We start from the raw sequence: 21,997 nt of genomic DNA on the forward strand, positions 1-21,997 counted from the left end.
ACAAGTACCTTGTGTCTAACAGACTCTTATTCATTATTATGATTTGGAAGCCTATTAAACAAACTTTCCTGAAATTTTTCGCCCCTTTATTAACACAACTATCGTTTTCCAACATTTAATAGTAATAAAAAGAAAGTATGAAGGGAGGAGCTACTAATGGCTTGTAAAAAAAATATCGGCTGTTATGCCCCTTTATCTATCATCTGCCCTCCCTATGATCCACCTAATCCACCAGAACCACCAGGCTGTGAATTAATTACAAATGAATTTGCCGGTAATTTTCTTATAACAAAAGAAATTCCACCACCTTCTGAAAATCCTACATTAATCTTATGGGAAGGAGATGGTGTAGTTAAAATATCTGGTACCATTTCTGTGTATAATAGTACTAGTAGTACTGCAGGAATTACCGTTCAAATTATCGGAAAGGTGACAAATACTTTTACAGTCTATCCTGGCAACACAATGTCATATACAGGTCAATCCTTACAATCTGTGGCTATCATTGATATTCCAAATAACCCAACCCGATATATGGAAGGAAAATATTGTTGTCAATTCTCATTTTGCTTATAAATTTCTTCACCACCTTAACTTACAAACTATATAAAAAAGCATACCACTTGGTATGCTTTTGCTTATGAAATTGGATAACGTACTGTCAGACATAATTGTCCTTGGCTTACTCCCGTTCCTGTTGTTACAATTTGAATTGTAGTAAAGTATCTTACTGTAAATGATCCACTGCTTTGTGGTTGTACAGTAATTGTATTCACCACTGTCGCTCCTACTAAAAAATTCACCGTAATTGGAGCTGTACCTACATCATATTTCACATAACCTGATGCATATAAATCTTGCGTAATATTATTCGTATACACTGTTTCAGTTACCGCACCAGTAGCAGCCCAATCTATACATACCTGATCTTGAACAAGTGTTTTACTGGAACAGCATGATAAGTTAGAATTGTACATCTTAGCCCTCTCCTTTTCTATTATGAAAGTGGATAACGTGTAGTTATACAAAACTCCCCTTGATATGTTCCAGCTGTTGCAGCAGGTAAAGTTACTTCAATTGTTACGAAACGACGGTACGTAAAAGCTATACTTGTTCCTGGGTTTAATGTTTGTGTATCAATTGTAGCGCCTGCTGCATCTAAAACTGTCAGTGTGATCGGAGCCGGTCCGACGTCATATCGAACAAACCCTGTTCCAATCATATTTTGATTAATATTATTGTTGTACAGTACATTCGTAATAGCAGTCGCCACTACAGTTCCTGACCACGGACTACACACTTTATCTTGCACATAATTTTTATCTGGACAACAAGTTAATGCTGACCCTGAGCACTCACAAGACATAGTTGTTTCCCCTCTCTCTTTTATATTCCCTATATGTGTATGTCCCCCAGAGTCTTTTGCCTGTACTATTCATCTATTTTCAAAAAATATTCAAATGACTAGATAGATTCCGTTTTGTTTCTTTTTTTCATATATTTATAGACAAAGATACTAGCAACAATAAGAATAACGCCTCCTAATATCGGTAGCATATATTGTCCAACAACATCCGCTGCTTTTTCCCAATGTGGACCTAATTTCATTCCAAAATAAACATACAAAGTCGTTAACGGGAACATTGCTACAAATGTATAAATACTAAATTTCCATATGTTCATTTTTGCCATACCACATGGAACAGAAATAAGCGTTCGCACTCCAGGTACAAAGCGTCCAACAAATGCTACAACTGGTCCATATTTCTCAAAGAAATCATCTGCTTTTTGAATTTGTTCTTCTTTAATAAAGAAGTATTTTCCGTATTTTATTAATAGCGGACGACCACCGTAATAACCGAGTGCATATAACGTTAAAGGTCCTGTCGTTCCACCAAGTGTCCCTGCTAATACAGCCAACCAAAAATTCATATCTCCCTCGTATACCCAATACCCAACCATAGGCAACACTACTTCTGCCGGAATAAATTCAAACGTTAATGCTAACACAACTCCAAAATAAGAAAACTGCTTTAAAAACTCGATTATATCTAAAATAATTTGCTCCATATTTTTAACTCCTATCCTACGTTTACGTTATGCTTTTCTTGTAATTGAACTGGCGCCATTTTTACAATTCGGTTCAAAATAAATAACACAACTCCAATATCATCTAAAATACCGATAAACGGTAGGAAGTCTGGAATTAAATCGAGCGGCATCGCTACATATCCAACTAAAAAAGCAACAGATAAAATTTTCTTCTTTATTGAAACCTCTTTTGAAGTAAAAAAGTCAAATAGGAATGGAACAAATCGGCGAACATGAAATACAACTCTTAATCTACTAATAAGTTTTTTCATTTTTATATCTCCTCTCTTTGTATACGAAAAGGACCCTACCAAATATGGTAAGGGTCCTCAAAAAGACAGAAAGGGGCCTTTACCATTGCTGGTAAAGGTCTCACTAACAACGAAACGTTGCCAATAAAGCCGAGGGTTTCTCCCTGTAATGACGACTTTATTGTAATAAGTTACTCCCCTTTATACACAATTTTATACACTCACATTAAAATATTTCAGAGGGCTTGTCAATATATTTTATATTCCAATCCCTTCCGTAAAAACAAAAAACGTATAGGAAATTTCTTACTATCTCATAATATACATAACCATTTTTGAACGAAGGGAGATGTTTCATTTGCATACCGTCTGGAAAGGCGCACTTTCACTTGGACTATTAAATATAGGAATTAAACTATACAGTGCCGTAGAAGAAAACGACATAAAATTTTTAAGTCTCCATAAAGAATGCTTAACACCTATTAAATATAAAAAGTTCGCTCCCGATTGTACGGATGAAGAAATTGATGATAACGATATTGTAAAAGCCTATGAATACGCACCTCATAAATATATTATTATGGATGAAAAAGAATTAGCTGAATTACAACAAGCTCATGAACCACGATCCATTCGTATTATATCTTTTGTCCAAAATAACGAAATTGATTCTGTTCTTTATGATCGCTCTTATTTTATAGGACCTACCCCAGGACATGAAAAATCGTATTTATTATTAAAAGAAGCTCTTGAACGTACAAATAAACTTGGGCTTATTCATATTTCTATTAGAAAAAAACAACATTTAGCTATTATCCGTAACTTTGAAGATGGACTAATGTTACAAACCATCCACTACCCTAATGAAATTCGCGCTATAACAAATACACCTAACTTACCAAGTAACGAAAATTATCCTATACAAAAACAAGAACTCACCGCAGCAATTAATTTAATCCACCACCTTACAAATCCTTTTGAACAAGAAATGTATACAGATGAATATAAAGAAGCCCTTACCGAATTAATCGAGAATAAAATTGAACAACAGGAAAAAACTGAAACAATCTCTCCAACTCCGAACATCATTAATATTATGGAGACATTACAGGCAAGCATTGAACAAGCAAAAATAAAAAGAGACAATAAAACAGAAAAAGAGGCCAAATAAAATTGACCTCTTTTTCTTTAAAGCGGATTACATTTCGGCATTTCAAGTCCAGACGATTGAGCTAGTTTTAATAAGTAGTAACATTCCTCTCTTGCCATATGATCTGCCATTCTAGCCGATAATACACTTAATACTTCATTCGATAACTCGAGCTCTTCCACTTCATGTAAAAAATGCGAAAATAATTTCAATTCAAGTGAAACATCTTTCGTAAACTTCTTTAATGCTGGAAAATGATGAAGCTCCGTTCGTAAATACCCTGTCATTTCAACTGCCTTTAAGTAAAATTGTTCAAAATGCTTCGTAAATTCTTCGCTTTTCTCTTTTAATCTTTTTTCAACAAGATCTAATCCACCAGAAATAGAGCCTGCGTGACCAGCCGCATCCGTTAACCAAACGAGATGATAATGTAATTCATGAAAAACAGGCGGAACTTCCCCTTTCTTCAAAAACTCTAAAACTGCTATATACTCTTCCACTTCGTTTACCATATGATTAATAAAAGTTGGCGTAAAATGAATCGTAATTTTCCCTTCCAACTGCTTCTGTATAATATTTAATTTAAACGCCCGAATCTCCTTAGCGGCTTGTTCTGCCTCTTTTGAAAATGCCATCAGATTCACATTCCGAACTTTATTTAACAAATTCGTAAATGTTTCAACAAAGTAAGTAGCTTTTTTTATATCCTCTTTTTCCTTCGGAGCTAATGCATCCAGTAAAAATTGTGCATGATCAGTAAGTACTTTTAACCAAAATTGATGCTCAAACAACGCACTTTCTTCATAATTTCTCTCCACTAAATCCCCTCCGTCTATTCATCCTTCTCTATCACTTGAAGTTTATATCCATCCGGGTCTTGTACCACAATACTCTTCTCACTTTTGTTTTCTGTGTATGCGATTTTATAAAATACTAACCTCTTCTTTACATTCTCTATGTTAGAAATTGAAAACGTTAGAACATCAACTGAGTCCGTAACACTCTTCTCACGCCCGCCCAAACTGCGCTTCATAATAAAACTAATTCTCGTTGAGTCAGCATCATACCAAACCCCTGTTACATCTAATTGAGGTCTTTCTAAACTAGGTTTAATTCCTAAAATCCCTTCGTAAAAATACAAAGTTTCCTTTAAGTTTTTCACTTCCAATACAATGAATTGTTTCACATTCTCCACATTCATTCCCCCCGTACCTATTACTTTTTTATATGTGTCATAAATGCCTATTATGTCTGAATACAATACATAGTAATGAACACTTAAGGAGGTTTATTCGTGAATAAATATATGAGATCATTCGTGCCCTATCATAGTCCTCTCGATCCCTGTCCTCCTATTGGAAAAAAATATTATTCTACTCCTCCTAATTTATTTTTAGGCTTTCAACCGCCAAACTTACCACAATTCACACCAAAAGAAGCACTACAAAAAGGGACTTTATGGCCTGTTTTTTATGACTATTATGAAAATCCTTATAAAAAAGGGCGGTGACTACTGTCGTGAATCAATCGCTACCAGAAGAATACTATAAACTTTTACTGGAGCTTCAAGAACTGGACTTTGTACTAGTTGAACTCACTCTTTATTTAGATACACATCCAGATGACACCGCTGCGATTAATCAATTTAATGACTTTTCCTATAAACGGAGAGTATTAAAACAAAAGATGGAAGAAAAATACGGACCACTCCAACAGTTTGGAAACAGCTATTCTAATGCCCCTTGGGAATGGAGCAAAGGTCCTTGGCCATGGCAAATATAAAGGAGAGAAACTATGTGGATTTATGAAAAGAAATTACAATACCCAGTTAAAGTGGGAACTTGCAATCCCGCACTTGCAAAATTATTAATCGAGCAATACGGTGGTGCAGATGGAGAATTAGCTGCTGCACTACGTTACTTAAATCAACGTTATACAATTCCTGATAAAGTCATTGGCCTACTTACTGATATTGGTACAGAAGAATTTGCTCACCTTGAAATGATTGCTACGATGGTTTATAAGCTGACGAAAGATGCGACCCCTGAACAAATGAAAGCTGCTGGTCTTGACCCTCATTACGCTGATCATGACAGTGCTCTTCATTACCATAACGCTGCTGGTGTTCCATTTACTGCAACCTATATACAGGCTAAAGGTGATCCAATTGCCGATCTATACGAGGATATTGCAGCTGAAGAAAAAGCACGAGCAACATATCAATGGCTCATTAACTTATCCGATGATCCAGATATAAATGATAGTCTACGCTTCTTACGTGAACGTGAAATCGTTCATTCACAACGTTTCCGAGAAGCGGTTGAAATTTTAAAAGAAGAACGCGATAGAAAAATATATTTTTAATACACGTATCCTAGCGATATGTGTTTTTTTACGTTAAAAGTTAAATCCTTCCTATTAAACATATAAATAGTATATTTATTCGATTTAATGCATTATTTTTTAATATTTTCAAAATTCCCTATTGCTTTCTAGTCATCAGACCTTTAAAATAATAACAGTTACTCGACAAATTGTTTGAATTTTCGACAAAAACACTCATTAGGAGGATTTTCTTTATATGCATACAACTTTAAAACCAGCGCAAATACTTTCGATTAGTTTATTACTATTCGCAGTTTTCTTCGGTGCTGGTAATATGATTTTCCCGCCCCTTCTCGGTCTTTCTTCCGGAGAAAATATGTGGGTTTCCATTACAGGTTTTATTATTACAGACGTCGGTTTATCTTTACTTGCTATCGTTGCTGTTGCCCTTGCTGGTGGTAGTTTTAACACTTTAGCGAGCCGTGTTCATCCAAAATTCGCAGCAGTATTCGCTATCATTATTTATCTTTCAATCGGCCCACTATTTGTTATTCCACGAACTGGATCTGTATCTTATGAAATCGGGATTGCACCACTTTTCCCAGATCAATGGTATTCTATGTTAGTGTTTAGTGCGATTTTCTTTACATTCGTTTACTTCTTATCATTAAATCCATCCAAGCTAGTAGATCATATCGGTAAAATATTAACGCCAATTTTACTTGTAATTATTGCAATTATGGCAACAAAAGCGATTCTTTCACCAGGGACGTTTGCAGAACCTATCGGTGACTATAAAGACATCCCGTTTTTCAAAGGATTTCTTGAAGGATTTTTAACGTTAGATGCAATTGGGGCTCTCGTACTATCAACAATTGTTGTAAATGCAATTCGTCAAAATGGTATACAAGAGAAGAAATCTATCGCAAAATATACAATCATTTGCGGAAGTATCGCTGCTCTATTCTTAACAATTGTTTACTTCTTACTCGGTTATATTGGAGCTTCAAACGGAAACTTAGGACAATTCGAAAACGGTGGGCAGCTATTAGCTACTGTTATGTATCAATTTTTTGGGACAAGCGGTAATATTTTATTAAGTATCGCCATTATCTTCGCTTGTTTAACAACGGCAATTGGTGTTGTAAGTGCATTTGCAAATTACTTCACAACAGTGCTAACAAATGTTTCATACAAAAAGCTTGTACTATACGTTTGTATCTTTAGTTTCGTTATTTCAAACTTAGGATTAAGCTTATTAATTAAAATTACTTTACCTGTATTAATTATTTTGTACCCAATTACGATCATTTTAGTTTTCGTATCATTTATCGATAAATATACGAAACGTAAACCTTCTGTCTACATTGGAGCGATGATCGCAGCGTTTATTATTAGCTGTATTCATGCACTTGATAATGTGGAAATGATACCAGATTTTATCGCTAATATCGTACACACCATTCCTTTTTATAACTTAGGAATTGGCTGGATCATTCCCGCAATAATCGGTGGTATAATTGGATACTTTATTCCGCAAACAGAAGCTGCAGGTGAAGTTTCTACAAAATAAAAAAAAGAAGCAAGCATGAAATCCATGCTTGCTTCTTCTTTCTCTTCACATCGTATGTTTAAAAGTAAATAACTCTTCTTTTGACTGCAAAGCAGATTGTTCCTCTTCTACATCTTTCCTCTTTCTCTCCCCTCCTAACCTTACTTTCAACATTGCCTCTTCTATACTTTTCACAATCATATTTCCTGAAAAAATAGTTAGCCCGAAAAATGTAATTGGGACGAGAGGAATCCATGGATGCACTGTTAATGATCTAAAGTATACTCCAATTAAACCTGACCATTCATGCGTATAAGATTCCACCTCTTTTATAGGTCCACCAAACGTAACAGTCCCACCAAAGAACACTTCAAGTAATCCTAAGTGCAGTAAAATAGTAAGACTCTGCGTAAACTGTTGAAGAAATACGAGTATAAAAGTCATATAGAGATGCGGAAAAAGATGTTTTATAACAATACGTCTTCTCGATCCGCCTAATATGCGCGCGGCATCAACAAATTCTTCCGTTCGCAATTTACGAACTTCCTTCGCAACATACAGTGCAATAACTGGCATTACAAGCAGTACAAGTAATACCACTTGAAACGAAGCCCTTTCAAAAAAGGTTGTTGTCTCCTCTCCGCTTCCAAATGCATTTGCAGATTGAAGAAAAAAATACGCAATCATAACTGTTGGAATAACTGTAAAACTATCAAAGAAAGCCTCAATTTTTGAAAATCCTCTTTTTATATACGTTCCGAGTACGACACCGAAAAACACACCTATTACCATTCTAAGTGCCGCAATTAAAATAGATATACCAATCGTCCACTTCGCGCCCTCAATGACTAAATGTAACAGGTCATACCCTTTCCGGTCTGTCCCGAGTAAAAATTGGAATGAAGGTGGAAACGGTGGCACTTGTGGATTTTCATCCGCATCATATTGCAATGTAACTTGTCTAATATGTCCATCATTCCATAACGTATTTCCGATGCTCAAAAGAACTAATAGGAGAAGAAACCCAATGCTTATCCAAAATCTTTTATCACGTTTTATATACGTCCACATATTATAATCTCTCCTTCATCGTAGCCGGAATGAGATAATGAAACAATTTAAATAAAATAAAAATCGGAATATATATAAGAAGCACACTAACGATGAAAACCTCAACTCTAATACCGAAATACGATTTCAAAAACATAAAAATACCACCCGTATTAAAAATCCATTCTATAATATATAAATTAGATAACATAAAAAAGATATTCGTTTTCGCAAAGAATAATGTACTAAGCAACACATTTCGTAAAATATGACGATTTAAAATATGAAAGCGCCCCAGCCCTTTCGCCTTAGCAAATAGTACATAATCTTTTTCTAGTTCATTTTCAAAACGAAGCACGACCATTTTTACAAACATAATCGTAGTCGGGATGCTCAAACACAATATTGGCAACCCCCTAATCGACTCGCCTCCAATTGAAGCAATTTGAAAAGGTAAAAAACCTGTTTGTTTAAAAAACCATACAACTAAAATTTGTGATACTAAAATAAGAAGGATATCTGGAATGGATTCTAGGAAGATAAGAAATGATTTAATTCGATGTTGTATACGCGGTGAACTACTCATAATTACATAAACAATACAAAATGCTACAAATAATGAAATAAAAAAAGCAGCTAAAAAAATAATAATCGTTTCTTTATAATGGACGAACAGCTGCGGAAATAAAAATTTACCTCTCACATATTGCAAATTGGAAATATCCATTAAGTTCACAAACACTTCTTTTAAACTCTGTATGTACTTTGATACATCCAGCTTAAATCCATAAAACAATTTCGGCAGAGCCCCTAAAATAATAATCCCCAAAATCGAAATAAGAAATTGAATCGTCACTTCCATCCCATTCAAAAATACCTTTTTGACCATTTTCACCCTTCTCTCTCTATAATTTACCCCCTAATTTTATTCTTAATTTTCTGAATTGTAAATATTTTAAAGGCAAAAAATCACTAAGCTATGATCCTAGTGATTCTTTATGCGCATGCCTTTCTCTTTTCGCAAACGGCATATATAAAATAAAACACCCAATAAGCGCTGCGAGTTCTAATGAAATAATATAGTAAGGATGCGGTCCTAACATATCGAGTAATGAAGCTGTTTCTGGCTTATGAGCTAAAAACATATAATTACCACCTGTTTTGTAATTCACAAACGAAACAAGCGGAATCAATATGTTTAAAAATATCATCGTACGCTTAATAGATTGCAAGGTCGGTCTATAGCCTTCCACCCAAGTCATAAAGAGTGGTGCCCAAATAAGCAATACATGCGCGATAAAATATTCAATGAAACGAAAATGCGGAAAAGCATATTGCAAATTTGGTGTTAAAATGGCTTGTGATGCACCAATAATTCCCGTAAAAAATACAATCTCATATATACGGTAACTTTTCGTTACAATCATAATCGACGCTAACAACAAACTAATTGTACATAACTCAAACGGTAATGAAGTAGCTAGCTCAAAAATCCCCGCTTTCCACTCCCACATATGAAGCCCAATTTCACTACCTATAAATAAAAATGCAATCGCATATCGAACCGTTATATTCCACTCATTTTGACGTAATAAATCTTGGTATTGATACAGAAAAAATATCCCCACCAACATAATAAATAATATAATGGCATGTTGCCTTGAGTATGGAATAAACGGTTTTAATGGATGCGCACTAAAATAAGCTTCCATCTTCCTTCCTCCTCTCCTTCATACAATATTATTGTAAGAAAGAAACAACGAGTCAATTCATTTGCTTACAATAGGACAACCTCTACCTTACATTTACATATTCATACCTTACAAAACTGTAAGGTTATTGTAAGCTAAAACGATTTGTCAGATTCTTCACCTCTTCTATACTTAATGTAGATACTAAAACGAACGAAAAGGTGATAAATAGATGAAAAAGAAAAATAAGGTGTTAATTACTAGTGTAGTAGCAATCGGAATTGCAGCTGGATCATACTTTGCATTTGCTGGGGGCGGTTCAGAAGTAGCAATGGCATATAGCGGATATAAAGTAACTGAAAAACAAATCCAAAACGCGCAAAAATTTGGTGGCGAAGTTATTCCAAATGGAATTGAAACTATTTCATTCGATCCAACAAAAGGAACATATGAATTAGCTGTAAAAAAAGGCGATGAAGTGAAAAAAGGTCAGCTTCTATTTAAATACAATGACCCGACTGCTAAACAAGGTGTAACAGAAGCAGAAATGCAAAAGAAAATCGCACAAAAAGAAGTAACGTTGTTCCAAAAACAAATTGATGCGGCGAAACAAAAATTACAAAAAGATAAAAATGCAGACCTTCCTGCTGAAGCATTAAAAGCATCAGAAGCTGAAGTTGGGCAATTAGAATCACAACTTGAAATGAAAAAGTTTGAAGTTGAAAAAGCTGATGAAATGATTAAAGCAGCAAAAGAGAAAGTAAACACTCTTTCTGTAACAAGTCCTGCTGATGGCGTAATTGATGATATTGTGAAAACTGCTGACGAAAAAACAGGTATGAGCGGGGTTACTCTTCGTCACGCTGGTCAATTTAAGGTAAAAGGTCAACTTTCTGAATATGAGCTTGCTAGTATGAAAGTTGGGCAAGAAGTAACTGTTTCATCAAAAACTGTCGCTGGTAAGACTTGGACAGGAAAAGTAACAGAAATCGGTTCTACACCATTAAAGAGCATGGATGAAAATAAAACTGTTTCTAACTATCAATTCACTGTCACATTAGATAATAGTGACGAATTACAAAACGGCTTCCACGTTTACGTAACAAGTAAATCTGGCGAAGCAACTGGTACAATTGTTCCGAAAAGCAGTATCGTGAAAAAAGGTGACAAAAATGTTGTCTTCGTTGTAAAAGACGGTAAGGCGAAAGAACAAGCAGTTACTGTTGAATTCGAGACTGATAGCGAAGCAAAAGTTTCTGGAGTGAAAAAAGGAGAGGAAATTATCTCTAAACCTGAAAAAGACTTAAAAGATGGTATGGAGGTTGTCGCCCAGTGATTAACTTAAAAGGCATCACGAAATCCTTCCAAAATGGTGCAGAATCCGTTCAAATATTACACGGAATTGACGTAACACTGAACCAAGGAGAATTCACTTCTATTATGGGACCTTCTGGTTCTGGTAAATCAACATTAATGAACATTATCGGTTGCTTAGATAAACCGACGACAGGTACGTACGAACTAGCCGGTCAAAATATTTCAAACATGACTGAAACAGAACTTGCACACGTACGTAATAAAGAGATCGGATTCGTATTCCAAAACTTCATGTTATTACCGAGACTTACAGCGCTTCAAAATGTAGAACTACCTCTTATTTACGCTGGAGTCGATAAAAAAGAAAGACGCGAGCGCTCATTAGCTGCTTTAACAAAAGTCGGTTTAGCTGATCGCGCTACTCACTTACCGAACGAATTATCAGGTGGACAAAAGCAGCGTGTCGCTGTTGCACGTGCAATCGTAAATAACCCAAAATTCATTTTAGCCGATGAACCGACGGGAGCACTTGATACGAAAACAAGCACACAAATTATGGACCTCTTTTACGAATTAAATAAACAAGGCTCAACAATCATTATGATTACCCATGACCGTGAAATCGGGGAAGCTGCAGCACGTCAAATTGTAATTCGTGACGGAAATATCGTCCAAGATTGGAGAGGTTAATTTTGAATACGAGTGAAAATATACGCATGGCCCTTTCCTCTATCTTTGCTCATAAAATGCGTTCTATTTTAACGATGTTAGGTATTATTATCGGTATTAGTGCCATTATTACTATCATTTCAATGGGTGATGGTACAAACGCAAAGTTTAAAAAAGAATTAGGCCAAGGAAAAGATAACGAAGTAACGATTTACTACAACAATCCTGATTACGGAACAGATAGTGCCAAAATCACACCTGATATGCTAAACCGTCTGCAAACTGTACCAGGCGTTAAAGATGTGTATCCAGACGTAAGTATGAAAGTAAAAGCATCTGCTGGTTCAAAAGATGTAAATCTTGATTTAAAAGGTGGAACAGGCGCCTTTATGACAGATTCGAAAATAAAATTAGTTCACGGTCGTGAATTAAATGACAGTGAATTAAACCAAGCAATCCCTGCTGTTATATTAAATGAAGAAGCTTTCAACAAATTATTTAGTAGTGGTTGGGAATCAAATCAATACACAGATATAAAAGGAAAGCCGTATAAAATAGTTGGTGTATACGAAACGAAAAACGACTTTGGAATGCCTATGCCTGAAGGTTATACATCACTTGAAAATGCGCCTGTCATTTCAGGAGTAAATGAGTATGACTCTGTAAGATTAACAATGACCTCTCCGACAGAACGTAAAAGTGTAGAAAAACAAGCCGTTTCTGTCTTAAACGAAATGAAAGCTCCTAAATTTGAGCACAAATTCGAAGCACAAGACTTAGGTGAATTTACGAAACAACTAGACGAATCAATCGGTATGATGAAAATGGTATTTGGTGGTATTGCTGCTATCTCCTTACTTGTTGGTGGTATCGGTGTAATGAACATCATGCTCGTATCTGTAACAGAACGTACACGTGAGATTGGTATTCGTAAAGCACTTGGTGCAACACGTGGTAAAGTATTAACACAATTCTTAATCGAATCTTGTATTTTAACAGGACTTGGTGGTTTCATCGGATTCATGCTCGGTATTTTCTTCGCTTGGATCGTCTCAATCTTTGCTGGATGGCCACTCGTTGTCTCAAAAGAACTTGGACTTCTTGCAGTAGGTATCTCCATGTTAATCGGTATTATATTCGGTTTACTACCAGCTAACAAAGCTGCCAAACTGGATCCAATTGAATGTTTACGATATGAATAAACAAAAACGTAGGAGTTTACACTCTTACGTTTTTTATTTATCTACTGAATTGAGTTTCTTCTATTATATATGTTTCACGTTACAACTATCATTCTAATACTCTTCATTATTTATAGGTACTAAGGCTATTATCTAATTCTATTATTGCAAAAATACTATGTAACAGACGAAAATCAAGGCGTAATTTTTTCCATACTTCGACTGATTTTGTAACAATTATACCGATATTTTATTAAATTTCACCTCATTTATATATTTTCACGCCTAAAAAGATTATCGTTTTATAACTAATTTTCCATTCAAACAGTAAAATATGCTACTTTCGTAACGCTATAGATATCACCTAGAAATATTACTGTAATATTATTAACGTTACAGTAATTGAAATACTACTCATTTTGTGTTTCATATGCCCTGATACGCCAAAAAACAACAAGGAAGCGCTATCAGGATATTTATGGAATTGTTACAGAATATTAATGCCCCGTTACGAAAGCTTTGTAATTTTATGTTTTTCGCAAATAAGAAAATAATGGTTGCTATAATGAGGTCAACGAAAACAAATGCAATGGAGGCTATTATGAAAAAATTTATGGGTATAGCAACAGCAGCGGTTTTTGGTCTTGGGATTTTCACAACATCTGCTAAAGCAGAAACAATCGTAACGACTGACGTACTAAACGTACGAGAAAACCCAACTACTGAATCAAAAGTTGTAGGAAAATTATTAGATGGATATAAAGTAAATGTTTTACATACAGAAAATGGTTGGTCAAAAGTTCAATTGAATAGCGGTAAAGAAGCTTTCATAAGCGCTGACTATACAAAAGACACTTACTACGTAACAGCAAACGTATTAAACGTACGTGCTGGAGCAAACACAGACTCAGAGATTCTTGGTAAGTTGAAAAAAGATGATGTAATTGAAACAACACACCAAGTACAGAATGATTGGATTCAATTTGAATATAACGGAAAAACAGCTTATGTTCATGTTCCTTACTTAACAGGTAAAGCACCAGTTAAAGTTCAACCAGTAGTTAAAGTTGAAAAAACGACTAATGTTCAAGATACAGCTAAAGTTCGTGAAGCAGTTAAAGCTCAGGAAGTAGCTGAAACTCAAGCAAAAGCTAAAGCTCAAGAAGCAACTAAAGCTCGTGAAGCGGCAGAAGCTCAAGCAGAAGTTAAAGCTCAGGAAGCAGCTAAAGCTCGTGAAGCAGCTAAGGCTCAAGCAGAAGCTAAAGCTCAGGCAGACGCTGAAGCTCAAGCAGAAACTAAAGCTCAAGAAGCGGCTAAAGCTCGTGAAGCAGCTAAAGCTCAGGAAGCAGCTGAAGCTCAAGCAGCGGCTAAAGCTCAAGAAGCAGCTAAGGCTCAAGCAGAAGCTAAAGCTCAGGCAGATGCTGAAGCTCGTGAAGCAGCTAAAGCTCAAGAGGCAGCAGCTGAAGCTCGTAAAGCAGCTAAGGCTCAAGAGGCAGCTGATCGTGAAGCGGCTAATAAAGTTCAAAAACCAGCTACACAACAACCTGTTGCAAAAGAAACTGAGAAAAACACACAATCTTCTTCTCGTGAGTTCCAAGTTGTAGCAACAGCTTACACAGCAGATCCACTTGAAAATGGTTATAAAGCAGGCGACCAAGTAAAATCAGCTTTAGGTCATAACTTAACAGCTAATCCAAACATGAAACTTATTGCAGTTGATCCAAGTGTAATTCCATTAGGTTCAAAAGTATGGGTTGAAGGTTACGGAGTAGCAATCGCTGGTGATACTGGTGGAGCTATTAAAGGTAATAAAATCGACGTTTTAATGCCAGATAAAGGTACATCAAGTAGCTGGGGACGTAAAACAGTTACAGTTAAAGTATTAAACTAGTTAGTAAAAAAGAGTCAGTCTCATCCTTGAGGCTGGCTCTTTTTTTACTCTATTAAACTACTGAAAAATGACATAGTAAATGAAATTATATCAACGATTTTTCGAATATATCTATCGTAACTTATAATATATCAACGATTCGACAAGAGATATCGATTTACCGACAAATTTTGATATTAAAAGTACTTTAATATTAAAAAGGCGATCCAAAATTTGGAACGCCCCCTATCTTCCCTATTCCACACAAGTAAACTGCGTCCAAGCTCCTACATAATCTAGTAAGAATAACTCCTCTTCCGCAATTGTACCGACGATATTTTTCCGTTCATCTATCGGCATTTCTTTCAAGATGATTTGCAGTTCACCTTTATACTTTCCGAATGAGTTATTACCAATTACAACTTGCCCTCTTTCCTGTAGCACACTTTCGCGCACTGGGAAGTCATAGTCTTTGTACTTTTTACGCACTTCTGTAGAACGTACCATATATTCTGTTATGTCGCCGCGTCTTACGTGTAACTCTTGCAGCGTCGCTTTCTTTTCTACTTCAGTCGCTTCGTCTACAAAATGTACCTTTAGCTGTAACATGTAACGATTGAAGTTTCCTAGTTTCTCTAACTCTTCTTCACTCGCATAAGCATTTCCGATAATCACATCATCGATAAGCCCTGTTGCCCATAAGTGCTTCGCTTGTACTTCAATCGGCAAGTTACGATGCTCTTCTAACGTACATAATCCGTCGTTAATATCCCATGGACCGATGTTTGCAGCATGTGATGTAATAAAGGCTGCCGTACGAATACCGTGTTTTTTAAAGCGTTCACTACAGCGAATGAAATAATCATACGGAAGACCAGTGAATTTTTGCGGATAAAAATTATGGCAACCAATTAAAGCTGATTTATTCGCTTGATGCGAAAGAATATTTTCTAAGTACGCAATATCGTTACTTACATTTAACTCAATTTTTAAACCGTACGGATTATTCGTCATTTTCGCTTCAGTTAACCCGTCGAAGCCTACATCTAAACGAATACCGTCTGCGCCTAACTCCGCGAAGAATGATAAATCGCTATAACTAATACCAAGCTGATCAAACACAGCCGGAGCTACATCTAAAATAACTTCCATATTGTTATCTTTTGCGTGATTGATAATCTCTTTAAATTCAGCTACAATTTCTTCTTTCGGACGATTCACAGATAACAAACAAGTAAATATTCTTGAAAAACCGTGTCGTGCCGCTGCGGAAATATAAGCCATATCTTTTTCTTTCGTTGAATGTTCTGGGTAAAGTGAAATTCCTAATTTACGCTCCATGCTTTTGCATCTCCTTCATACGTTGTATTAATGCCATGCTCGTAAATCTATATTTTGCAGATAAACACGTTGCACATAAAATTGTCGGTACAATAATTACGTACGGTGATTGCAATCCTAACATTACATATGCACCCATTGAACAACCGATAAATAAAACTGATACTAGTAGTAACACTAATAAAGATTTACTTTGTACCCATTTCGAATAATGGGCAATACACTGTCCGACCACGAATGTAATTAAGATGATAATTGCTCCGAGCATTCTGTTTTCTCCTCTCCTGCTAATTGTTGTTTCTCATACATTTTGAAGAATGGATAGTAAATAACGAACGAGATAACAAAGTTAACAAGTACAAGTACACCAGCCATAATTGTCCAGTCCGTACTAATCACCGCTGCAATTGGTGCTAACATCGTAAATGGCAGTTTCGCCATCATGAGTGGAATCATACCTGAAACAACTGCGAAATATGATACTGTCGTTGTCACTAACGGTGTAATAACGAACGGAATAATTAAGATTGGGTTCATTACAATTGGTGCACCGAAAATAATTGGTTCGTTAATATTGAATAAACCTGGTACGAATGATAATCTACCTAACTCTTTTAGGAACTTAGATTTAGAGAACATAAACATAATTACTAAAGCTAACGTTGAGCCTGATCCGCCAATCCATACGAACCATTGAATGAATTGCTCTGTAAATAAGTTTGGTAACTGATGTGCATTTCCTGTAGCCGTGAACACTTCCATATTTTCAAGAATTGCTGAATCCCACATCGGACGAATAATTGGTCCTAAAATCGCTGGTCCATGTATACCGAATGACCAGAAAAACACGATTAAGAATACTGTTAATAAACCACCGAATAAATTATTTCCTACTAATACTGATTTTAGTGGTGCGATTAAATATGTAATTGTTGTATTTACATCGAATTTCAAACCGTAGCGAATGCCCCAGAATAAAAGAATAACTGCTAACGTTGGAATTAATGCTGCAAACGAATTTGAAACTGCTGGTGGTACACTATCTGGTAATTTAATCGAGATATTATGCTTAATCATAAAATGATAAATTTCTACTGCAATTAATGCTGTAACAATTGCGCCGAATAAAGACGTTGCACTTAATGTTCCTACTGAAATATATCTCCCTGCATCAATAACACCTGGTACAGCTTTCGTAATTTGAATTGGTTCAACTGATGCTAGTAAAAAGGCGAGTACAGATAATAACCCTGCACTTAACTGATTGAGCTGATAAAAGTTCGCGAGCGAAGCCCCTACACCAAACGCTGCGTATAATGCCATTAGTCCTACTGTAAATCGGAATGGAATATCTAAAATATGGCGAAACGGTGCAATCCATTCCATATATGCATCAATTGGTAAATTTAAAAAGATAACGAAAAATGATCCGACGATCGTTAACGGTAATGTAGAAATAACCCCGTTTCGAATTGCTAATAAATGTCGTTGTCCTGCAATCTTTTGCGTTGTTGGCATAATCTTTTGTTCCATAAAACTCATAAACCCATTCATCAATAGCCCTCCTCTTTCTCTCTACTATAAAAGAATGAAATAAACTTTATAACATTATAATGTTTATATTTAAAAAGATATAATTATGCTAAAACTAATTGTTCTGCTTGCTTAAGCACTTTCAAACCATCACACATACCATAATCTCGTTGGTCTATAATCGCAACTGGTATATTGTATGAATTTGCAAGAAACTCTACAGCTGGAAATAAATATTTCACTTGTGGACCGATTAAAACGACATCTGCTTCCTTTATTTCAAGTTTCACAAGTTCTGAATCAACCGCCTTAATTTTATAATTCTTCCCCTGTTTCTTTGCCTCTTCTTGCATTTTTCTTACGACCATACTCGTTGACATACCTGCTGCACAACATAATAAAATGTACATCTTATACGGTCACTTTCTCTTCTACTCGTTTATGAAGAGCAATAAATTCTTCAGCCAGTTCTTTCACTGTAATTGCATTCATTAAATGATCTTGTGCGTGCACTAACAGTAAACTAATTTCTGCATGATTTCCTCTTGCCTCTTCTTGAATTAAATCCGTTTGAATACGGTGTGCTGCTGAAATTTCCTCACTAGCAAGTTTCATCTTTTCACCGGCATTCCCGAAATCTCCTTGTCTTGCAAAAGCAATTGCTTCAAGCGCCGCGCTTCTCGCATTGCCACCATGTAAAATTAACGCAAATGGAGTTTGCATATCAGCCATTTTAAATTCCCCCAAGCTATATGTTTTCTATATTTTTATCTTATTATGAAAACGCATACAATTAAACATAAAAAACTTCCGTTATGTAACGGAAGTTTTTATATACTTTTTCAAAATGATAATAAAATTTCTTGAAAATCTTCAATTACCTCGGTCTGAGTAAGTTTCTCTATCGTAGTTTGACTAGACATAATATCATATAAAAAATCATAAAGCCTTTGCAAATCTTCATTATTATTGCGCTTTACACTAAATAAAATAATTACTTGTACTTTTTTATCTCCCCAATCAACAGCCTTTTCAAGTGTGCAAAACATCAGAAAAGTTTCCTCACTTAATAACTGCATCGGATGCGGGATTGCAACTGAATTCCCAACCGCTGTCGGAGACGTATTTTCTCTTTCCATAACAGAAGCATAAAAGTTTTCTGGTACATAGCGTTTCTCAGCAGCTTTCTCACATAAAAACTGAATAACATCCTCTTTCGTAGAAGCATTATGATTTAAAAAGATTAAATCTTCCTTAATATAAGGCTGCACACTAGTATTCACATGCGTAAACAACCGCTGACCAATCGATTTAATCTCTTTTTCATCAAATATTGAATTCACTTTTATAACTGGAACAGGCAAGCCACTCGGTATATGAATCGTACTAATAATACAATCTATTTTTTCTTTATAAAGATCTTCTACTTTCAATTGATAATAGCCTGTAATACCTACAATCTCTAATTTATCTCGGAACTGTGATAAAATTTTATATTTTAATAGTTGTGCACTTCCTTGACCAGTCGCACAAACTAATAAGCATCTTTTCTTTTGATTTTGCTCCTGCAAACGGCTCATCGCTCCGCCGAAGTGAATTGCAATATAACCAATTTCACTTTCAGGGATCGATTCACCCGTATATTCACCAATGATATCTCCAACGAGAACCGCAATTTCAAAAGCATACGGATAATTCTTTTTCACTTCTGCCAAAAGAGGATTTCTCGTATTTAGCTTATACTTCAAACGATTTAATAACGTTTTTAAATGAATACCAAATCCAAATAATAATTCTTCATCATAATAAAAAATAAGATTCCGTTCTTCCGCTACTTTAAAAAGAATATGTTGCATAAATGCATATATATCTTTCCCTAATAGCTCTTCTACATTTTCATAGCGATCTCTCGTTGTAACAGCAGTACTTAATAAATGCATCGTCACATATAATACTTCTTCTTCTGGAAATGAAAATTTCAACTCTTTCTCTAAATCTCCTAAAATCTGCTTCGCAATTGTATATTCTTTCTTTAGTATAAGTTCTGATTGCTCCGCATGCATTCCTTTTATATAATGTTGACTTTGACAACGCTTTAATGCGATTGCAATATGAATGACTAAATTATCAATTTCTATATCAGATAAATATATTGTTCCGCCTTCAATATACTTTAATATAATTGAACGAATGAGTGATATATGAGGTAGCGATAAATATGTCTCCGTCTGCTCAAATTGCTCATGAAACGGAGTATGATCATAACGCGGTAAACCATATTGTGATAAACAAGAACGAATATTAAATTCCTCTCCAACAATACGTATACCATAATACGGTCTCTTCTCAATTTGTAATTCATAGCAACCACATATATCTGTAACATCTTTCATAATTAAATTGACCGTTGATTTGCTCACATACATCTCTTCCGCTAATTCTGAAAGCTTCACATATCCCTCTGTCATTAAAACACGCTGCAGAATGTACGCTATTCTTTCTTCATAAGAAGTTGGGATCTTTTCCGTCTGTTTTTGAAATAGACTCACACAAAAGTCTTCAAATTTCTTCTTTTGTATAATTTCTAATTCGTACCCATTCCCTCTTTGCGATTCGATTTTCGCTCCATTTTCTTCCAATATATCATTTAATAATTTTATATCCTTTTGAATCGTCTTCGTTGATACATGTAAACGGCCTGCTAAAAAAGCTCGATTTAACATCGATTTCTCTTCTAAAAATTCCTCTAAAATAGAAATTAATCGCTGATGCACCTTTGTCATAGCTCTTCCTCTCGCTCTTTATATATAAAGGGGGAAAAGCTGCTGAAATCAGTAGTTTTTCCCCTTTATATTCTCTCTATTTCTTTAATGTAAATCCGAATTTATCCCATGCTTGTAAATAGTCTAGTAAGAAAATCTCTTCTTCTACAATTCGACCAACTACATTTGTTTTTCCTGTATTCACCATATCTTTTAATGCAATTTGTAATTCGCCTTTATACTGGCCATATTGTTCATTATCAATTAATAAATCTCCACGCTTAATTTCGCGCGTATTATGAGGTTTAAATTCTTCTTTTTTATATTTCACACGACTTTGTGTAGAACGAATCATATATTCAGATACATCTCCGCGATAAAAATGTGGTTCGTCTAATACGATAATTCTTTCTAGTTCTGTCGTTGTATCATATATTTCTATATCAAATGTTTGTTTCTCTTTATTTAATGCACCTAGTGCTTGTAATTCTTCTTCTGACGCATATGCGTTTGCAATAATAACATCATCAATTAATTCAGTCGCGAATAAATGCTTCGCCTGTGTTGTCATCGGTAATTCACGATGCTGCTCTAATGTACATAACCCTTCTGTTACTGGCCAAGGTCCGTATGTTGCATCAAATGATGAAATAAAAGCTGCCGTTCTCATACCGTAATCTTTAAATTGTTTCGAGCATTTAATGAAATGATCGTATGATAATCCTGAATAACGATGCGGATAAAAATTATGACAACCAATTAAATTTTCACGATTTGGTCTATGACTCATAATGTTATCTACATACTTCGTACCATTGCTCATATTAATCTCAATTTTCAAACCATACGGATTATAAGTCATAATTGATTCTTCTAATCCTGAGAAACCAACATCTAAACGAATACCGTACGCACCTAATTCATGGAAGAATGATAAATCATTATACGAAATACCTAATTGTTCAAAAACAGATGGACTAATATCAACTAATACTTGGAACCCTAATGCATTCGCATGAGAGATCGTTTCTTTAAATTCTTCTATAATTTTCTCTTTTTCTCCATCCACAGATAATAAACATGTGAACACACGTGTAAATCCATATTTACTTGCTAATGTTAAATACTCCTTATCTTTCTCTACTGTTGAATGTTCTGGATAAATAGAAATACCTAATCGTCTCATATGTACACGCCTCTTTCTTCATCATATT

26 protein-coding genes are annotated in these 21,997 nt (G+C 35.2%); 10 read left to right on the forward strand and 16 right to left on the reverse strand.

The features are described 5' to 3' along the window. Nucleotides 1-156 precede the first annotated feature (156 nt). Complete coding sequence (locus B9A45_RS26135) at nucleotides 157-576, forward strand: S-Ena type endospore appendage (protein WP_000752308.1); 420 nt, start codon at nucleotides 157-159, stop codon at nucleotides 574-576. A 62-nt stretch (nucleotides 577-638) separates the two neighbouring features. Here the strand turns inward: B9A45_RS26135 and B9A45_RS26140 are convergent, their stop codons facing one another. From B9A45_RS26140 to B9A45_RS26155, 4 genes are all read right to left on the reverse strand, one after another. Beyond that, entirely contained in the window at nucleotides 639-977 is a 339-nt protein-coding gene (locus B9A45_RS26140) for a DUF3992 domain-containing protein (protein WP_000282809.1), read from the reverse strand. A gap of 20 nt (nucleotides 978-997) precedes the next feature. Then, a complete protein-coding gene (locus B9A45_RS26145; protein ID WP_001277547.1) occupies nucleotides 998-1,366 on the reverse strand; it encodes a DUF3992 domain-containing protein in 369 nt (122 codons plus the stop codon). Between the two features lie 98 nt (nucleotides 1,367-1,464). Beyond that, complete coding sequence (locus B9A45_RS26150) at nucleotides 1,465-2,070, reverse strand: DedA family protein (RefSeq protein ID WP_000435017.1); 606 nt, start codon at nucleotides 2,068-2,070, stop codon at nucleotides 1,465-1,467. A gap of 11 nt (nucleotides 2,071-2,081) precedes the next feature. Further along, nucleotides 2,082-2,363, reverse strand: coding sequence for a YkvA family protein (locus tag B9A45_RS26155; protein WP_000733854.1), 282 nt, complete (start codon nucleotides 2,361-2,363; stop codon nucleotides 2,082-2,084). A 337-nt stretch (nucleotides 2,364-2,700) separates the two neighbouring features. Between B9A45_RS26155 and B9A45_RS26160 the strand changes: the two genes are divergently transcribed. After that, a complete protein-coding gene (locus tag B9A45_RS26160) occupies nucleotides 2,701-3,513 on the forward strand; it encodes a non-homologous end joining protein Ku (protein ID WP_000557746.1) in 813 nt (270 codons plus the stop codon). Nucleotides 3,514-3,530: 17 nt separating this feature from the next. Here B9A45_RS26160 and B9A45_RS26165 read toward each other — a convergent pair whose 3' ends face one another. Both B9A45_RS26165 and B9A45_RS26170 read right to left on the reverse strand, forming a co-directional pair. Beyond that, nucleotides 3,531-4,310 (reverse strand): DUF2935 domain-containing protein, encoded by a 780-nt coding sequence (locus B9A45_RS26165; protein ID WP_000440974.1) that lies wholly within the window; start codon nucleotides 4,308-4,310, stop codon nucleotides 3,531-3,533. Nucleotides 4,311-4,324: 14 nt separating this feature from the next. Then, a complete protein-coding gene (locus tag B9A45_RS26170) occupies nucleotides 4,325-4,693 on the reverse strand; it encodes a VOC family protein (protein WP_044129442.1) in 369 nt (122 codons plus the stop codon). Between the two features lie 93 nt (nucleotides 4,694-4,786). On the opposite strand from B9A45_RS26170, the gene B9A45_RS26175 reads away from it, so the two are divergent. The 4 genes from B9A45_RS26175 (at nucleotide 4,787) to brnQ (ending at nucleotide 7,390) form a co-directional block, all read left to right on the forward strand. Beyond that, nucleotides 4,787-5,002, forward strand: coding sequence for a spore coat associated protein CotJA (locus B9A45_RS26175; protein WP_001046257.1), 216 nt, complete (start codon nucleotides 4,787-4,789; stop codon nucleotides 5,000-5,002). Between the two features lie 8 nt (nucleotides 5,003-5,010). Then, nucleotides 5,011-5,274, forward strand: coding sequence for a spore coat protein CotJB (locus B9A45_RS26180; RefSeq protein ID WP_001076509.1), 264 nt, complete (start codon nucleotides 5,011-5,013; stop codon nucleotides 5,272-5,274). A gap of 12 nt (nucleotides 5,275-5,286) precedes the next feature. Continuing rightward, nucleotides 5,287-5,856: a spore coat protein CotJC gene (gene cotJC, locus B9A45_RS26185; protein WP_000265274.1), complete on the forward strand. Its 570-nt coding sequence runs from the start codon at nucleotides 5,287-5,289 to the stop codon at nucleotides 5,854-5,856. Between the two features lie 217 nt (nucleotides 5,857-6,073). Further along, nucleotides 6,074-7,390: a branched-chain amino acid transport system II carrier protein BrnQ2 gene (gene brnQ / locus B9A45_RS26190; protein ID WP_000557551.1), complete on the forward strand. Its 1,317-nt coding sequence runs from the start codon at nucleotides 6,074-6,076 to the stop codon at nucleotides 7,388-7,390. A 45-nt stretch (nucleotides 7,391-7,435) separates the two neighbouring features. Here brnQ and B9A45_RS26195 read toward each other — a convergent pair whose 3' ends face one another. The 3 genes from B9A45_RS26195 to B9A45_RS26205 form a co-directional block, all read right to left on the reverse strand. After that, nucleotides 7,436-8,440 (reverse strand): ABC transporter permease, encoded by a 1,005-nt coding sequence (locus B9A45_RS26195; RefSeq protein ID WP_084065443.1) that lies wholly within the window; start codon nucleotides 8,438-8,440, stop codon nucleotides 7,436-7,438. Between the two features lies 1 nt (nucleotide 8,441). Continuing rightward, a complete protein-coding gene (locus B9A45_RS26200; RefSeq protein ID WP_084065445.1) occupies nucleotides 8,442-9,308 on the reverse strand; it encodes an ABC transporter permease subunit in 867 nt (288 codons plus the stop codon). 88 nt (nucleotides 9,309-9,396) lie between these two features. After that, a complete protein-coding gene (locus B9A45_RS26205) occupies nucleotides 9,397-10,131 on the reverse strand; it encodes a YwaF family protein (RefSeq protein ID WP_016109278.1) in 735 nt (244 codons plus the stop codon). A 211-nt stretch (nucleotides 10,132-10,342) separates the two neighbouring features. Here B9A45_RS26205 and B9A45_RS26210 point away from each other — a divergent pair, with 211 nt between their 5' ends. The 4 genes from B9A45_RS26210 (at nucleotide 10,343) to entC (ending at nucleotide 15,168) form a co-directional block, all read left to right on the forward strand. Beyond that, nucleotides 10,343-11,446, forward strand: a complete 1,104-nt coding sequence (locus tag B9A45_RS26210; RefSeq protein WP_084065447.1) for an efflux RND transporter periplasmic adaptor subunit — start codon at nucleotides 10,343-10,345, stop codon at nucleotides 11,444-11,446. Then, a complete protein-coding gene (locus B9A45_RS26215; protein WP_000609104.1) occupies nucleotides 11,443-12,117 on the forward strand; it encodes an ABC transporter ATP-binding protein in 675 nt (224 codons plus the stop codon). Before B9A45_RS26210 ends, B9A45_RS26215 begins: the two co-directional genes overlap by 4 nt. 2 nt (nucleotides 12,118-12,119) lie before the next feature. After that, nucleotides 12,120-13,298 carry an ABC transporter permease gene (locus B9A45_RS26220; protein ID WP_001097719.1) on the forward strand — a complete coding sequence of 393 codons (1,179 nt, stop codon included), beginning with the start codon at nucleotides 12,120-12,122 and terminating at the stop codon, nucleotides 13,296-13,298. A 457-nt stretch (nucleotides 13,299-13,755) separates the two neighbouring features. Then, nucleotides 13,756-15,168 carry a cell wall-binding protein EntC gene (gene entC, locus B9A45_RS26225; protein ID WP_000421970.1) on the forward strand — a complete coding sequence of 471 codons (1,413 nt, stop codon included), beginning with the start codon at nucleotides 13,756-13,758 and terminating at the stop codon, nucleotides 15,166-15,168. Between the two features lie 234 nt (nucleotides 15,169-15,402). On the opposite strand, the gene B9A45_RS26230 is transcribed toward entC, so the two are convergent. From B9A45_RS26230 to B9A45_RS26260, 7 genes are all read right to left on the reverse strand, one after another. Beyond that, nucleotides 15,403-16,488 (reverse strand): DUF871 domain-containing protein, encoded by a 1,086-nt coding sequence (locus tag B9A45_RS26230; protein ID WP_084065449.1) that lies wholly within the window; start codon nucleotides 16,486-16,488, stop codon nucleotides 15,403-15,405. Further along, a complete protein-coding gene (locus B9A45_RS26235) occupies nucleotides 16,478-16,756 on the reverse strand; it encodes a hypothetical protein (RefSeq protein ID WP_000900047.1) in 279 nt (92 codons plus the stop codon). The genes B9A45_RS26230 and B9A45_RS26235 overlap by 11 nt, the downstream gene beginning before the upstream one ends. Then, the gene (locus tag B9A45_RS26240; protein WP_001013053.1) at nucleotides 16,732-18,042 is read right to left on the reverse strand and encodes a PTS sugar transporter subunit IIC; all 1,311 of its coding nucleotides are present in this window, start codon (nucleotides 18,040-18,042) and stop codon (nucleotides 16,732-16,734) included. The genes B9A45_RS26235 and B9A45_RS26240 overlap by 25 nt, the downstream gene beginning before the upstream one ends. Before the next feature lie 83 nt (nucleotides 18,043-18,125). Continuing rightward, nucleotides 18,126-18,431 (reverse strand): PTS sugar transporter subunit IIB, encoded by a 306-nt coding sequence (locus B9A45_RS26245; RefSeq protein ID WP_000275642.1) that lies wholly within the window; start codon nucleotides 18,429-18,431, stop codon nucleotides 18,126-18,128. A 1-nt stretch (nucleotide 18,432) separates the two neighbouring features. Then, nucleotides 18,433-18,753, reverse strand: coding sequence for a PTS lactose/cellobiose transporter subunit IIA (locus tag B9A45_RS26250; RefSeq protein WP_000774631.1), 321 nt, complete (start codon nucleotides 18,751-18,753; stop codon nucleotides 18,433-18,435). A gap of 110 nt (nucleotides 18,754-18,863) precedes the next feature. Then, nucleotides 18,864-20,804, reverse strand: a complete 1,941-nt coding sequence (locus B9A45_RS26255; protein WP_084065451.1) for a BglG family transcription antiterminator — start codon at nucleotides 20,802-20,804, stop codon at nucleotides 18,864-18,866. 76 nt (nucleotides 20,805-20,880) lie between these two features. Further along, on the reverse strand, nucleotides 20,881-21,969 hold the full coding sequence (locus B9A45_RS26260) for a DUF871 domain-containing protein (RefSeq protein WP_001253348.1): 1,089 nt from the start codon (nucleotides 21,967-21,969) through the stop codon (nucleotides 20,881-20,883). Between the last annotated feature and the right edge of the window lie 28 nt (nucleotides 21,970-21,997).

The organism is Bacillus sp. JKS001846, from assembly GCF_900176455.1.
GTDB classification, from domain to species: Bacteria; Bacillota; Bacilli; order Bacillales; family Bacillaceae_G; genus Bacillus_A; species Bacillus_A cereus.